We start from the raw sequence: 13,514 nt of genomic DNA, 5'->3' as shown, positions 1-13,514 counted from the left end.
GCGATGCCGCCTTGCACTCGGCCGCCGAGGTGGCCGGCGCCGACGAGGTCGTCGCCGGCCTCCCGCTCGGCTTCCGCACCCTGCTCGACCGGCGCTTCAAGGACGGCCACGAGCTGTCAGGCGGCCAGTGGCAGCGCATCGCGGTCGCCCGCGGCTTCCACCGCGACGCGCCCCTGCTCATCTGCGACGAGCCCACGGCCGCCCTCGACGCCCGCGCCGAACACGCCCTGTTCGAACGCATCCGCGGCCACTCCGACGGCCGCACGGTCCTGCTGATCACCCACCGCCTGGCCAGCGTCCGCTACGCCGACCGCATCTACGTCCTGGAGCACGGCAAGGTGACGGAGCAGGGCAACCACGCCACCCTCATGTCCTTGAACGGCCTGTACGCCGACCTCTACACCCTCCAAGCCAGCGCGTACCAATAACCCAGCACCCTTGTAGGGCACTGAGCACGACAAGCGCGAAACGCCTTCGTCAAGGCCCTCGGCGTCCTTGAAATCCTGGCTGCGGCGGGCTTGATCCTGCCCGCCGTGGTCGATGTCGCGCCGGTGCTGGTGCCGGTGACCGCCCTCTGCTGGGTCTTGCTGATGGTCGGCGCGATGATCACCCACGGTTGCGTGGGGCCGCTTCGGCCTCTGGTCCTTCATCGGATGACCGGCATGAGCAGCACGTCGCCGAGCGCGACCCCGCGGCCCGCGGCAGGCACCGAAGACGGTAGAAGGAGGTGGTTGTCGTTGGCTGAGAGGACCAGAAGACGTGGATGTGTATGAAGCCGTGGACAGTCGCCGGGCCGTGCGGGCGTTCAGCGACGAGCCGGTGTCCAAAGAGGTACTCGAACGAGTGCTGGCCGCGGCGACGCGGGCTCCGTCCAGCGGGAACCTCCAGCCATGGCACGTGTATGTCGTGACCGGCGAGCCCTTGGCCGAACTGAAGAGGCGCGCGACGGCCAGGGCACTGGCGGGAGACCCGGGTGATGAGCGGGAGTATCCGATGTACCCGGCCGACCTGACCTCGCCGTATCTGGACCGTTTCTCCGCCGCGGCCGCCCAGCGGTACAACGCGCTGGGGATCGAACGCGGCGACCCCGACAGGCCCACAAAGATCGCCGCCTTGAACTCGGCGGCGTTCGGGGCGCCGGTCATGGTGTTCTGCTACGTCGACCGGACGATGGGGCCCGGGCAGTGGGGGGACGCGGGGATGTACTTGCAGACGGTCATGCTGTTACTGAGAGCGGAAGGGCTGCACAGCTGCCCCCAGGTGATGTGGACGATGTACCGCAAGACCGTCAGCCAGATAGTCGGGGCCGATGATGGGCTCGTGCTGTTCTGCGGTGTCGCGGTGGGATTCGAGAAGGAAGGCGTGCCACGACTGCGCACCGGGCGGGCGGACATGACAGAAACAGTGAGCTTCATCGGAGTGTGACCGACAGGCGTTCAAGTCTGCGGCCTACAACCCTGCGAGGCCTTCAGTAGCGCGACGGCACGTTGCGCCTATTCGGCCAGCCCGCGGCGTCGAAGCTCGTTGAGAGCGGCGAGGCGTTCGGCGAAGTGCTTGGATCGTGTTGGCGCGATGGCGACCACGGTGTCGAACGGTGTGGACTCGAAGCGCTCTGCCGCGATCTGCGCGTCCAGCGGCAGAGATGCATGATCGACCCCGTCGAATGACGATCTCCTGAGCAGAAGCTGCGTGGCCGGATCCCTCCTGACCAACTCCCCTGGCACCCAGTAGAAGTCCGCTTCCGCGAATTCGGCCTGCGAGATGTCCAACGCCCAATCGACGTCCCGGTAGAACGCGACGGCACTGGCGGTGAAGGCGGCCTGCGACTCGTCCGGCCAGAAGGGAGCCGGAGGTATCGTCATCATGGAGTTCATCGGGCCCCGCAAGGTCACGTGACGGAACACGCACGCTTCCAGATGGATCATTCCCGTGGTGGTGAGCCGCTCCACCAGCACATCCTCGAACCGCACCCCTTGCACGACGCTGCCCCGCAGTGCGCACCGGCTGGCGACAATGTCACGAACCACCAGGCCGTACTCCGGATCGTCCCGCTGCACGAGCGAGCAGTTGACGAACTGGCACCGATCCAGCCGGGCAGGCCCGATCGTGCGGCCCGAACCGATGACCCTCGTGTCTGAGAAGTGCTGCCGCTCGAGCTCCACGCGTCCCACCTTCACCACCCCTCGTCTCTTCTCCAGTCACCGAGCAACAGCTCGCTCATGGCCACGGCGGGGCCGGTAGCCAGGGGAGCGAGGAGGAGTGCGGTGGCGGCGGCGCTGACAGCCAACTGACCTCCCGGCAGGGGGCGCCGACGCACCATCCGGGTTCGGCCCTTCGCTGCGGCGGGAAAGCCGCGAAATTTCTCTGCCCTGGCACGAAATGATGGCCCGACTCCCTACATAGGCACAGATGTCCGCAAATCAAAACTATGAAGGAGGCGGCCATGGGGATGCCGAGGAGACCGGACGCGGGACCAGCCCGTGGGTAGTGAGCTGGCCAGGTTCGAGTCCATGTACCGGGAGACGTATGGCCAGATCACGGCATACGCGGCCCGCCGCTGCCACTCGCCGCAGGATGCGGCGGACGTCGTGGCGGAAACCTTTGCCATTGCCTGGCGGCGGATGGGCGAAGTGCCGGACGGAGAGCAGGCCACCCTGTGGCTGTATGGCGTGGCGCGCAAGGTGCTGGCCAACCACTATCGGGTCGAGGTGCGCCGCCAGTCCCTCAACGTGGAGCTCGACACCGAAATGGCCGACCTGTACCAGGCCGCGCCCGACAGCGGGGTCGAGCTGACGGCGATCGCGCAGATCTTCCGGGCCTTGCCGGACACCGATCGGGAGCTGTTGTCCCTGGTCGCCTGGGAGGGACTGGACCGACAGCAGATCGCCTCCGTGCTCGGTATGTCGCGCAACGCCGTACGCATCAGACTCCACCGCGCCCGCAGGCGCTTCGCCCGCGCGCTCGCCGAGGCGGACGTGCACTTCACATCGGCAGGCCGGTTGACCCCCGCGGAGGGACATCTGTGATGAAGAACATCGACAACATCGACGAGATCACGCGTGCGCTGGCCCGGGTAGAACCGGGCACGCCGGGAGGGCACGCCTCCGATGTGGGGGCGCGGAAGCTGCTGGCCTCAATCGCCGCCGCCGAGCAGCCCGGCCCGTCCCCCGGCCGCCCTCGCCGGCGCCCTGCCCGGCGGCTGGCCTTGGGGCTGGCGGGCGCGGGGCTGCTCGCCGTGGGCATCGTGGTGGGGCCGAGCCTGCTGAAGGAGAGCGCCACCCCCTCCTATGCGGTCACCAAGGAATCCGACGGCGTCGCGTACGTCCAGATCCGGGATTTCCGCGACAAGGCGGGGCTGGCGAAGCGGTTGAAGGAACTCAATGTCCCGGCCACCGTCGACTACGCACCCCCGGGCATGTGGTGCCAGGAACCGCGCGGAACCATGGTGCAGGACGTTCCCCACGGCCTGTACTCCGTGCCGGAGAACATCCCCGGGGAGGAACACAGCCAGGGCTGGCAGATGCGGATCGACACCAAGCTCTTCAAGCCCGGCCAGACGTTCGTCTGGACGATCAGCGACCACAGCACCAGCACGATCCTTATGAGCGGCCCGGTCGCCCCGTGCGTTCTCGTGCCCTCCAAGTGGAACGGGCCGAAGGCGGGGGTCAAGTCCGACTACCGGCTGGCAACCACGAAGGGCCGCTCACTCGCCGGCTTCCGGGTGGATGAGAAGACCGTCGGCGAGGTCCTGCCCGAGCTCAAGAGGCGCGGGTTGAAGGTCGAGTACCTGATCATGGCGGTCGCGCCGGACAACCCGGGCGGCTACGGCGAGCTCCGCACGCAAACCGAACCCGTCGGCGACAACTGGATCGCCTGGGAGGCGCAGGAGTCCATCCGCAAGCCGGAACTGATCCGCCTGCTCGTCACCGACAAGCGCTTCGACAAGAACCCTGTCTACGCTGGTCCACGCGACAACGTCATCAAGGAGTAAGCCCTGCCCGGGCAGCCATGACACATGGGCCGGCTGACACGCGGGGCTCAGCCGGCTCCGCCCTCGACCAGGCTCGGCATCGGAGCCGCGCTGGATCTCGAGGCTTTGAGCAAGCGACACCACCATGGCACCCGGCGGACGCGGATGTGGCGGCGGGGCACACGTCCCCGTCGACCACAACTGCGACAACCGGAGTCGGCTTCAAGCCTCAGGAGACCGCTCAACAACTCCACGTGTGCCTGGTAGCGCGACCAGGACTGGGCTGATCGGCGACCCGTTGCAGCGGCGGACTGGGCGGGGTCCCGCTATGCGCGGGTAGTCGCAACCGTGGCGTCTGCGGGTGTGGTGGGCGGTCATCGTGGACGGACGATAACGAGGTCAGTACCGCGAGCGAACAACACGCACAAGCCAGATCGGGCAGCGGGAGCTCCAGCCGCGTGTCCGGCAGCTTGGCCGGGCGAGCCCTGGCCATGAGCCGGTACGAGAGGCTCACGCCGCACCTGCACGAGGGTAACTGAGGTGTTGTCTACGCATCTCGGCGGCCAGGAGCCGGTGATTGTCTGTCACACACCCACGTCCTCGGGCGCCGGCGATTGCGCCTCACCGGGGTGCCGATGTCATGACCGCAGGCCGGTGTATCCGTCGGATCTGAACGATGCCGAGTGGGTGGTGCTGGAGGGCGAGACGCGGGCGGTGATGGTCGGATGCATCGACTCCCGGACGGGCAAGGCAGCCGATACCGTCGAAGCCTCGACCTGCGGCTACGACGCAGGCAAGAAGATCAAGGGACAGAAACGGCACATCGCGGTCGACACGCTCGGGCTGCTGTTGTGCGTGATCGTCACCGCCGCCTCCATCCAAGACCGTGACGGCGCACACCCGTTGCTGGCGCTGCTGACCGAGAAGTATGGCGGCTTCCGGACTTGTCCAGCCCCGACCGGCGCGGCAAGGTCCTGGAACTCCTGGCCAGCCAGCCCTGGCGGGCCAGGAAAGGCACGGAACTGGCCGCCATCCTCAAGATCGAGAACATCAACAGCTTCCGCGTTCGGCTGTCCCCATGGTCGCACCAGGGCTACATCAACAAGATCGGACCAGCCCTCTACGGACCCATCCCCGCAAGCACTTAAGCCTTTGCCACTTGGCGCTTGGACTCAAAATCCTCTTACGGAGGACGCTGGGCGCGGCGTGCGGTCAATGCGTCAGGGCCGTTCCCGCATCCGGCCTTCGCCGTCGACCTCCACCCCCGCGTTCGGGCCGCCCTCGCCGCACTGCGGACCGTTGGGGAAGCGGCCTTTAGGGGTGACGTCGATGGTGCGGTCGAGCACCTCCTTCTCGGCGGCGTCCGTGAGCCTCAGCCGTACGGTGGCCCATTCCTTGCGCAGCCCCCCGACGTCGCCGAACCCGTGCTTGCCGCCCTGGTCGGAGGGGAAGATCTCCAGCTTGGGCTCGGTGCACCTATCCGCCTGGCACACCTCCAGCTTCGCCGCTACCACCCGGCTGGCGAGCGGGTCGGCGACGTCCACCTGGACGCCCACGCGCGTGCCGATCAGCGTGCATTCTTGCTCGCCCTGGCAACCGCAGAGGGTCACGGCGAGCGCGAGAACCGCGAGAAATCGATGCATATCTCGGTAAACGTGTTCCGATCATGACCGGTTCGCGAGCACGCCCTCGCCGGGACGTGCTCGCGGTGCCGACCTTCGGTATGACATCGGCACCCGGTGAGGCGCAATCGCCAGCGCCCGAGGACGCGCCATCACCCGGCACGTGCGTGGCTTCGCCACCGTGATGCGCGATCTGCGCGGGGACCGGCTCCCGGCCTGGATCGACGACGTCCGCGGCAGCGGCCTGCCCACGCTCGTCCATTGGAAGCGGTAACGGCGGGTCTGTCAGTGTCCTGGAGTTCCGGGCAGGCCGAAGGGCAGAACACGGGAGCTAAGTTGATCAAGCGGCAGGGGCATGGCCGCGCGAATTTCGACCTTCTCAGGAAGAAGATCCTGCTTCGGGACGGACGTTCCGCGTCACAAGATCAGCGACAGAGGCGATAAACGTGCATAGCGGGGCGCGTTCAGGACCTTGTTCAGAGGGGGCTGCGGCTCCGTGAGCCATCACGGAAGACCAGGAGTCAACCGGACGCCGCACTCCTGGGGACTGCAGGCTTGCCGGGGCCGATACCGGCCTGGGCCGGTCACGACGCGTCGTAGTACAGGCGGGCTGCGGCCACATATGCGCGGTGCTGCTCGGCCCATTCGATGAGCCCGGCGACCTGAGCTGAGAGCGTCTGCCCGACCGGGGTCAGGGCGTAGTCGACCCGCGGCGGCGAGGTAGGGGTGACGGTGCGTTCCACCAGGCCATCGCGCTCCAGGCTGCGCAGGGTGAGAGTGAGCATCCGCTGCGAGATGCCCTCGATGGCGCGCTGCAGTTCGGAGTAGCGTTTGGGCCCGCCGCCGAGCAGGTTCATCACCAGCACGCTCCACTTGTCCCCGACGCGGTCGAGAATGTCGCGCAGTTGGCAGGTCGGGTGGTCCTCGCTGACCGTCTCACGCACATCGGTGTGCCTTGCGCGGGTCAAAGTGCCTTCTTCCGCCATGGCAGCATTGTGGATCAAACTCGATGCACGCACAAGAAGTAACCAGCGCACAGAAAGTGCTGTATCGATGAGCATCGACTTGACCGATCCTCCGTCCCGATCCGGACCACGCCCGCGGACCACGGGCCGGGAGATCCCGCATGACCAGCTCGACCAGTTCTCCCCACCGCATATCAGGGCCGCCCTGGTGGCGGACGCGCAGGCGCTGGCGGGCGTGTTCATCGGCCCCAGCCAGGTGTCCGAGCCCGCCTCGCTGGCGCTGAGGCTGCACGAGCCCGCCGGGCCGTGGGCGGCGTTCCTGCACCCCAGCCACGACGAATTCGGGCACATCCACCGCTCGGGTTTCCTCCATCTCACCGTGCCCGAGCCGCTCATAGCGCCGCTGGAGCGGGCAGGGTGGATCGAGCCGCATCCGATCAGCCGGCGCCCCGAGTGGCCCGACACGATCGTGATGCTTTATGCCCCCCGCGACGAGGCCGAACTGGCCGTCGCCCTTGCCGTCCTGCGCGCCTCCTGGCTGCAGGCCGCCGCATCATCTGCTGCGGAAATGGAGTGATCATCATGCGTGCCATGGCTTTCACCCACTTCGGCGCCGACCTGGACGCCACCGCCCTGCCCGCGCCCGATCCCGGCGTGGCCCATGCTCTGAAAGCAAGGAGCATGAGCGTGCGGTCCCGGGCGTCCAAGGAGAGACGGCACCCACAGCAAGATCTTTTACAGCATAATGTCATGTGATGCGGCCTACAACGTAGCCGTTTGCGGGCTGAAGGACGCGATAGAGCTGACTCCTTGGCAGTCCATCGATCTTGGAGGTTTTTCCGTGCGTGAAGCGCGACGTCTCGCCCTGGCCGCCGCCGCCGTTGCTGCTGCGGCGGTCGCAACAGTACTCACCTCGGCGCCCTCGGCTATGGTCGCCGGCCCGTCGCCGATCCCTTCCACAGCCGATACGTCGGCACTTACCGCTCAGCAGATCGAGCTACTGCAGTCGGACACGCCCAAAACGATCGCGGTGGACCCGAGCACCGGGAAACTCCTGTCAGTGACCGAGGGGAGCCGCACAGCTCCAGGCGGAGCGATAGTGAAAGTGGATCCCCACACTGGCCATGTGGTTTCGGCAACTCATCCTGTCTCGTGACATCACCCGATGAAGCACTACAGTATCTGCGCTAATGAATCAAGGCGCTTTTTCGACCTTTTCCAAAAACTGAATTCAGATCAGACCGGATGACCATAGTTCCCGCACAGCTGACGATTGCCACGGGGTGGGGAAATGGATTTCCCCACCCGTAGCAATCGTCGGCGACATTAGTGCGGGTTCTAAATTAGTAGAGCGTGACGCTGATACCCGTGACGAGCAGCGGCACCGGGCTGCCTAGCGGCCTGAAGTCGGGGCTCCACAGCCCGGCCTTGGGCGGCGGTCCCGGATTAGAACTCGCCGATCATGAGGCCCGCCCGAATCCGGGCGGCCGGCTACGACCTGGACGACCCGGCCACCCGCCTGGCGCTGCACCTGGCGGTCCACCTGCGCCAGACCTGACAGGCAGGCGCGCAAAAGCCACCGTTGGCGGCGTACGTTCCGCTTGAGCGAATCGGCCTGATCGGCTGGTGTCGCCATGAATATCAGGAAGGTTTTCGCGTGGAAGTCCGCCCCCAAAGCGGCGACGTTCTGCAGCAGCCGAGGAAAGGCTCCGAACGGCTGATGGGGAATATTATTCCAGGACAGAGCGCGAACAGCATTGTGTGAACGAACGGCAGTCGGCAATCCTCCCCGCTGTCAGCCGTTGAAGCTGTAGTACGCCGTGCAGATGAACCAGTCCCCACCCGCCGGGCTGCCCGCACAGGCGGAATATCGCCGCGGGTGGATGGAGAACGCCTTGGTGTCAAGCGTCGTGCCACCACCTGGCCGCATGATTCTCTGGTCGAGGATGATGCCGGCGTACGCGTCGATCCTGGCCGACTCTCCGGCCCTCGGACCCAGGCCCTGCGCGTGGATGGCCCGGGTCTGGTTGTTGAGCCAGAGCCGGGCCGTGACACCGTTCTTGCTCGACTGCTTCAGCAAGGTATATGTGGCGGCACTGGCGCTCGGGGCCGTGCCCATGAAGAGGACGGCCACGCTGGTGAACGCTGCCGCCAGAGCTTTCATGAAGCAATTCTCTCTCTTTTCGAGATTATCGCCGAGGGCCATCGTCCGGCAGATTTCAACGATATTCGAATAATCCGACGAGACAATAACAGGACATCTGCCGGACTTTTGCCACGGGTCGACCACGACCGCCTAGGGCAGCTTGCCGTGGTGCCAGTATTCGCAGGCGAGACGTCTGTCGGCGCCCCCGCCCTCTGACAGCGTGGAGGCCCAACCGATCATCACCCGAAGAGATCCTTTAAGATCCCTTACCAGGTGTCAGATCAAGGGGTAACGATGACCGAGTTGGAACGGGCCCCTGCGGGGGTGGACCCGACGGTGCCGAGTGTGGCCCGGATGTATGACTATCTGTTGGATGGCAAGGACAATTTCGCCGCTGACCGTGAGGCCGCAGCGCGGATCCTTCAGCTGTCACCCAATGCGAAGGAGGTCGCGCAGGCCAACCGGGCCTTCTTGGGTCGTGCCGTCCGCGCGGTTGCCGAAGGAGGGGTCCGGCAGTTCCTGGACATCGGCACCGGCCTGCCGACTCAGGAGAACGTCCATCAGGTGGCGGGGCTGGTCTCTCCCGGCTCGTGCGTGGTCTACGTCGACAACGACCCGATCGTGCTGGTGCATGCCCGCGCTCTGCTGGCGGAGACCGCCGACACCATCGTGGTGGAGGGCGACATGCGCGACCCTAAGGCCATTCTCGGCCACCCGCACATCACGCGACACCTCGACTTCGAGCAACCTGTGGCCGTACTGCTCCTCGCGGTGTTGCACTTCATCCCCGATGACGATCAGGCCCAGAGCATCGTGAGCTCCATTCGCGAAGCCCTGCCCTCCGGAAGCCATCTGATCATCTCCCACGTCACCACGGGCGAGCTCGACAACAACGCGGTGGGCCAGGGCCGCGAGGTCTACAGCAAGACCGGGGCAGGCAACGTGACCCCACGCACGCGTGAGCAGATAGCCGGCTTCTTCGAGGGCCTGGACATGCTGGAGCCGGGCCTGGTGTCGACGACCGACTGGCGCACCGAAGACCCCCTTGATCCGTCGCTCGCCGGCCCCGGCGGAGCTGACATGCTCTGCGGCGTGGGTCGCGTACCCTGAGCCCGGCCGCGAGCGCGTCAAGGGGGTTCGACCGGCCTCAACCAGGTGTGCCGTACCCGCCGCCACCCCCCGACTCGCACCGCAGCACGTCACCGACCCGCACCGGCAAGGCGTTGACCTTCAGCACCTCCCGCTCGCCCGCCGTCCCCGGGTTCAACGTCACCCGTGGCGGCACCCCCGCGCCGCCGCCGGCCAGCCCCCACGCGGGGGTGACCGAACGTTCGAACCACAACGACAACGAGGTCGGGCCGAGGAACTCGTACTCGCGCACCACCCCGTCGCCGCCGCGCCAGCGACCGGCGCCGCCGGAGCCGGGGCGGATCTCATAGCGGTGCACCCGCACCGGGAAGAGCGTCTCCAGCACCTCGATCGGCATGTCACGCAGGTCGCCATTGACGCTGTTGATCAGCGCGCTCTCGCCGTCACCCCCGTCCCAGGCGCCCCATCCACCGACGGTGGCCTCCTGGGAGACGTACAGCTTGCCGGTACGCGGGTCGGTGCCGGAGAACTGCACGATCATCGAGTCGCCGTACGACGCGGCGGCCGCCTTGCCCGGCAGCGCCCCGGCCAGGGCCTTGACCACCAGATCGATCAGCAGCCCCAGATGGGAGTAGTAGTACTGGCAGGCGGCCGGGGACTGGGCGGCCAGCATCGACCCCGGCCGGGTGATCACCCGCAGCGGGCGGAAGGAGCCGCCGTTCAGCGGCACCTCGCCGGAGACCAGCAGCTTGAAGGCGACGCGGGCGGCTGCCACCGCCTGCGCGGCGCCGCAGTTGACCGGCCCTTCCGCCTGATCAGCACAATCACTCAGATCAACCGACATGTCCGACCCGGCGACGGTCACCGTGACGTTCACCGGCAACGGCACATCCAGCGAGATGCCGTCGTTGTCGAGGAATCCTCCGGCGGTGTAGACGCCGTCGGGAATGGCGCTGATGGCCTCCCGCTCCAGCCGTTCGGTCTGTACGAAGATCTCATCGCGCGCCGCCATGACCGTCTCCAGCCCCCAGCGTGACACGATCTCGGCCAGCCGCCGCTGCCCGGTCATCGCGCACGCCACCTGCGCCCGCATGTCGCCCAGCGTGGCGTGCGGGAAACGCGTGTTGCGCGCGATCACCTCGTGCAGGTCACGGCACGGCCGGCCACCGGCGTAGATCTTCACCGGACCCAGCCTGAGCCCCTCCTGGAAGATGGAGGTGGAGTCCATCGACCCGCCCGGATCCTTCGACCCCACATCCAGCCAGTGCGCCCGCGACGCCGCGAAACCCACCAGCGCGCCGTCAACGAAGATCGGCCCGTACACCGTGACGTCGTTGAGGTGGGTGCCGCCGATATAGGAGTCGTTGAGCACCCACACGTCTCCTTCCTGCCACACCTGCCTGCCGTACAGCGCCTCCGTCTCGCGCGTGCACACCTCCAGGTTGCCCAGGAAGATCGGCAACCCCGACGACTGGCCCAGCACGTTGTGGTCGCGGTCCAGCAGCGCCACCGCGCAGTCCTTGGCCTCGTAGATCACCGGCGTGTACGACGAGCGGATCAACGTCGCGTTCATGTCCTCGGCCGCCTGCAGCAACGCGCAGCGAATGATCTCTGTCGTGACCGGGTCGATCATGGCGCCACCTTGATGATGAGGAATCCGAACTCGTCCACCGAGGCCACACAGCCTGGTGGGATGACCGTGGTGGCCGTCTCCTCCACCACGATCGCCGGGCCGGCCAGCTCGCCGCCCAGCGCCGACCGGCGTACCACCGGCGTCTGATGCGTGACCCCGTCGAACACGACGTGCCGCGTCACCGCCGCCCGCTCCTCCACCTCTGGCGGCGCGGCCGACAGGCGGGGAAAGGTACCCAGCCCCGTCGAGCGGAGCATCACGACCTCCACCGGCGCCTCCGGCGTGGCATGCCCGTACCGGGCGGTGTGCGCCTGGGCGAACCGCGCGGCGATGCGCGGCAGGAAGTCCGGCGCCGCGGGCTCATCGGCGCCGTCCAGCGGGATGGTGAGGGTGTAGTCCTGCCCCTCGTACCGCATGTCCACCGCGTGTTCCACGCGCCGTCGCGCCGCCGGCACCCCTTGGGCCGCCAGTTCCGCCAGCGCGGCGGACTCCAGCGAGGCGAGCGCCGCCGCCATCGCCGGCCCGTCCAGCGACTCCTGGCCGCGGAAATGCGGCTCGGTCAGATCCCGCCGTACATCGGCCTCCAGCATGCCCCAGGCGGAGAACGCGCCGGGGAAGCGGGGCACGACCACCTCGCCGATGCCCAGTTCCCGCGCGATGAACACCGCGTGCATCGCGCCCGCTCCGCCGAAGGCCATCAGGGCGAACTCGCGCGGCTCGATCCCGTGGTCCACGGTGATCGTCCGGATCGCCTGCGCCATCTTGGCATTGGCCACCTGGCAGATGCCCTCGGCCAGCAGTAGCGGCTCCATCCCCAGTTGCCCGGCCAGCGCGGCCACGGCCTGGTGCGCCGCCTCCACGTCCAGGCTCATCTGCCCGCCGGCGAACCACTCCGGATCGACGCGTCCCAGCACCACGTTGGCGTCGGTCACCGTGGGCTGCGTACCACCGCGCCCGTAGCAGGCCGGGCCGGGCACCGCGCCGGCCGACTGCGGCCCCACCCGCAACGCGCCCGCCTCGGCATAGGCCAGCGATCCGCCGCCCGCGCCGATGGTGTGCAGGTTCACCAGCGGCATCAGCACCGGGAAGCCCTCGATCGAGGCCTCGCTGGTGATGTCGGGCCGGCCGTCCATCACCAGGGAGACGTCGAACGAGGTGCCGCCCATGTCCACGCAGATCGCGTTGCGGCGGCCACCCAGCAACCGGGCCAGCGCCACCCCGCCCATCGTGCCGCCGACCGGGCCGGACAGCAGCGTCTGCAACGGCCGGCGCATCGCATGCGAGGCGTTGACCAGCCCACCGGAAGACTGCATGACGTGCACCGGCACGCCAAGTCCTCGCTCGGCGAACCGTCGTTCGATTCCCGCCAGATACCGGCGTACCGCCGGACCGGTGTAGGCCTCCAGCACCGCGCTGGAGGTCCGCTCGTACTCCCGCCATTCCCGGGCCGCCTCGTGGCTGAGCACCACCAGCACCCGTTCACCCAGCTCCTCGCGGAGGATCTCCGCCGCGCGCAGCTCGTGCTCGGAGTTGGCGTAGGAGAACAGCAGGCACACCGCCACCGCGTCGAAGCCCTCGGCCGGTGCCCGCCGCGCGGCCCGCCGTACGGCCTGCTCGTCCAGCGCGGCCAGCTCACCGCCCCGCCAGTCCAGCCGGCCGCCGACCTCCACGATGTGCTCGCGCGGCACCAGCGGCACCGGCTTGCGATAGCGCAGGTCGAACATGCGCGTGCGGTTGCCACGCGCGATGTGGTACGCGTGCCCGGCCCCCTGGCTCGCCAGCAGCAGCACCTTGGCGCCCTTGCGTTCCAGCAGCGCGTTCAGCCCTTGTGTGGTGCCGTGTACGAAGAAGGAGATCTCGGTGAGGTCGGCCACCACCGATCCCAGCGCGGCGAACACCCCCTCGGCCAGATCCCCGGGCGTGCTGGGCGCCTTCGACGCGACGACCGCGCCGGTCCGCTCGTCGTAGCAGACCACATCCGTGAAGGTGCCGCCAATGTCCATCGCGACCCGATACGTCATGGCGACCACGGTAGGCCGAACACCCGTCTGGAGGCTGTGCACCCTGCACAGCCTCCAGCCTCACATGA

General features: G+C 67.6%; 16 protein-coding genes and 1 pseudogene (1 of these 17 running past the window's edge). 10 read left to right on the top strand and 7 right to left on the bottom strand.

The window, feature by feature from the left end:
- The 3 genes from KME78_RS16390 to KME78_RS16380 form a co-directional block, all read left to right on the top strand.
- Nucleotides 1-428 carry the end of an ABC transporter ATP-binding protein gene (locus tag KME78_RS16390; protein WP_219529744.1) on the top strand. It extends 1,621 nt beyond the left edge of the window, so 428 of the gene's 2,049 nt are visible here — the last part of the coding sequence; the start codon falls outside the window, past its left edge; the stop codon is at nt 426-428.
- Between the two features lie 90 nt (nt 429-518).
- The gene (locus KME78_RS16385) at nt 519-773 is read left to right on the top strand and encodes a hypothetical protein (RefSeq protein ID WP_246651157.1); all 255 of its coding nucleotides are present in this window, start codon (nt 519-521) and stop codon (nt 771-773) included.
- On the top strand, nt 760-1,425 hold the full coding sequence (locus KME78_RS16380) for a nitroreductase (protein WP_219529743.1): 666 nt from the start codon (nt 760-762) through the stop codon (nt 1,423-1,425). Before KME78_RS16385 ends, KME78_RS16380 begins: the two co-directional genes overlap by 14 nt.
- Nucleotides 1,426-1,493: 68 nt before the next feature.
- Here KME78_RS16380 and KME78_RS16375 read toward each other — a convergent pair whose 3' ends face one another.
- Complete coding sequence (locus tag KME78_RS16375) at nt 1,494-2,162, bottom strand: hypothetical protein (protein WP_219529742.1); 669 nt, start codon at nt 2,160-2,162, stop codon at nt 1,494-1,496.
- A gap of 318 nt (nt 2,163-2,480) precedes the next feature.
- On the opposite strand from KME78_RS16375, the gene KME78_RS16370 reads away from it, so the two are divergent.
- The 4 genes and pseudogenes from KME78_RS16370 (at nt 2,481) to KME78_RS16355 (ending at nt 5,118) form a co-directional block, all read left to right on the top strand.
- Nucleotides 2,481-3,026 (top strand): RNA polymerase sigma factor, encoded by a 546-nt coding sequence (locus KME78_RS16370; RefSeq protein ID WP_308126980.1) that lies wholly within the window; start codon nt 2,481-2,483, stop codon nt 3,024-3,026.
- The gene (locus KME78_RS16365) at nt 3,026-3,991 is read left to right on the top strand and encodes a hypothetical protein (RefSeq protein ID WP_219529741.1); all 966 of its coding nucleotides are present in this window, start codon (nt 3,026-3,028) and stop codon (nt 3,989-3,991) included. Before KME78_RS16370 ends, KME78_RS16365 begins: the two co-directional genes overlap by 1 nt.
- Nucleotides 3,992-4,687: 696 nt before the next feature.
- Nucleotides 4,688-4,876: pseudogene (locus KME78_RS16360) on the top strand (transposase); the annotation flags it as partial.
- A gap of 38 nt (nt 4,877-4,914) precedes the next feature.
- Complete coding sequence (locus KME78_RS16355) at nt 4,915-5,118, top strand: hypothetical protein (protein WP_219530001.1); 204 nt, start codon at nt 4,915-4,917, stop codon at nt 5,116-5,118.
- A 72-nt stretch (nt 5,119-5,190) separates the two neighbouring features.
- Here the strand turns inward: KME78_RS16355 and KME78_RS16350 are convergent, their stop codons facing one another.
- Both KME78_RS16350 and KME78_RS16345 read right to left on the bottom strand, forming a co-directional pair.
- Nucleotides 5,191-5,613: a hypothetical protein gene (locus KME78_RS16350; RefSeq protein ID WP_219529999.1), complete on the bottom strand. Its 423-nt coding sequence runs from the start codon at nt 5,611-5,613 to the stop codon at nt 5,191-5,193.
- Nucleotides 5,614-6,176: 563 nt separating this feature from the next.
- A complete protein-coding gene (locus KME78_RS16345) occupies nt 6,177-6,560 on the bottom strand; it encodes a winged helix-turn-helix transcriptional regulator (RefSeq protein WP_246651156.1) in 384 nt (127 codons plus the stop codon).
- A gap of 85 nt (nt 6,561-6,645) precedes the next feature.
- On the opposite strand from KME78_RS16345, the gene KME78_RS16340 reads away from it, so the two are divergent.
- Nucleotides 6,646-7,134 carry a luciferase domain-containing protein gene (locus KME78_RS16340; RefSeq protein ID WP_219529739.1) on the top strand — a complete coding sequence of 163 codons (489 nt, stop codon included), beginning with the start codon at nt 6,646-6,648 and terminating at the stop codon, nt 7,132-7,134.
- 14 nt (nt 7,135-7,148) lie between these two features.
- The gene (locus tag KME78_RS16335; protein WP_219529738.1) at nt 7,149-7,313 is read left to right on the top strand and encodes a hypothetical protein; all 165 of its coding nucleotides are present in this window, start codon (nt 7,149-7,151) and stop codon (nt 7,311-7,313) included.
- Between the two features lie 587 nt (nt 7,314-7,900).
- On the opposite strand, the gene KME78_RS67950 is transcribed toward KME78_RS16335, so the two are convergent.
- Complete coding sequence (locus KME78_RS67950) at nt 7,901-7,978, bottom strand: hypothetical protein (RefSeq protein ID WP_372454913.1); 78 nt, start codon at nt 7,976-7,978, stop codon at nt 7,901-7,903.
- 374 nt (nt 7,979-8,352) lie between these two features.
- Entirely contained in the window at nt 8,353-8,721 is a 369-nt protein-coding gene (locus KME78_RS16330) for a hypothetical protein (RefSeq protein ID WP_219529737.1), read from the bottom strand.
- A gap of 306 nt (nt 8,722-9,027) precedes the next feature.
- Here KME78_RS16330 and KME78_RS16325 point away from each other — a divergent pair, with 306 nt between their 5' ends.
- Nucleotides 9,028-9,813, top strand: coding sequence for an SAM-dependent methyltransferase (locus tag KME78_RS16325; protein ID WP_308126979.1), 786 nt, complete (start codon nt 9,028-9,030; stop codon nt 9,811-9,813).
- Nucleotides 9,814-9,850: 37 nt separating this feature from the next.
- Here the strand turns inward: KME78_RS16325 and KME78_RS16320 are convergent, their stop codons facing one another.
- Both KME78_RS16320 and KME78_RS16315 read right to left on the bottom strand, forming a co-directional pair.
- On the bottom strand, nt 9,851-11,425 hold the full coding sequence (locus KME78_RS16320; RefSeq protein WP_219529735.1) for a hydantoinase B/oxoprolinase family protein: 1,575 nt from the start codon (nt 11,423-11,425) through the stop codon (nt 9,851-9,853).
- On the bottom strand, nt 11,422-13,446 hold the full coding sequence (locus tag KME78_RS16315) for a hydantoinase/oxoprolinase family protein (RefSeq protein WP_219529734.1): 2,025 nt from the start codon (nt 13,444-13,446) through the stop codon (nt 11,422-11,424). Before KME78_RS16315 ends, KME78_RS16320 begins: the two co-directional genes overlap by 4 nt.
- Nucleotides 13,447-13,514 lie beyond the last annotated feature (68 nt).

It is taken from the genome of Nonomuraea guangzhouensis, from assembly GCF_019396345.1.
GTDB lineage: Bacteria > Actinomycetota > Actinomycetes > Streptosporangiales > Streptosporangiaceae > Nonomuraea > Nonomuraea guangzhouensis.
Note: the sequence above shows the minus strand (reverse complement) of the source record. Positions and strands in the feature narration are given on the sequence as shown.

Excerpts from the sequence above, each read along its gene's own strand:
- KME78_RS16365 (WP_219529741.1), top strand. The coding sequence starts at position 3,026 with ATGAAGAACATCGACAACATCGACGAGATCACGCGTGCGCTGGCCCGG.
- KME78_RS16350 (WP_219529999.1), bottom strand. The coding sequence starts at position 5,613 with ATGCATCGATTTCTCGCGGTTCTCGCGCTCGCCGTGACCCTCTGCGGT.
- KME78_RS16340 (WP_219529739.1), top strand. The coding sequence starts at position 6,646 with ATGAGCATCGACTTGACCGATCCTCCGTCCCGATCCGGACCACGCCCG.
- KME78_RS16335 (WP_219529738.1), top strand. The coding sequence starts at position 7,149 with ATGGCTTTCACCCACTTCGGCGCCGACCTGGACGCCACCGCCCTGCCC.
- KME78_RS16330 (WP_219529737.1), bottom strand. The coding sequence starts at position 8,721 with ATGAAAGCTCTGGCGGCAGCGTTCACCAGCGTGGCCGTCCTCTTCATG.
- KME78_RS16320 (WP_219529735.1), bottom strand. The coding sequence starts at position 11,425 with ATGATCGACCCGGTCACGACAGAGATCATTCGCTGCGCGTTGCTGCAG.
- KME78_RS16315 (WP_219529734.1), bottom strand. The coding sequence starts at position 13,446 with ATGACGTATCGGGTCGCGATGGACATTGGCGGCACCTTCACGGATGTG.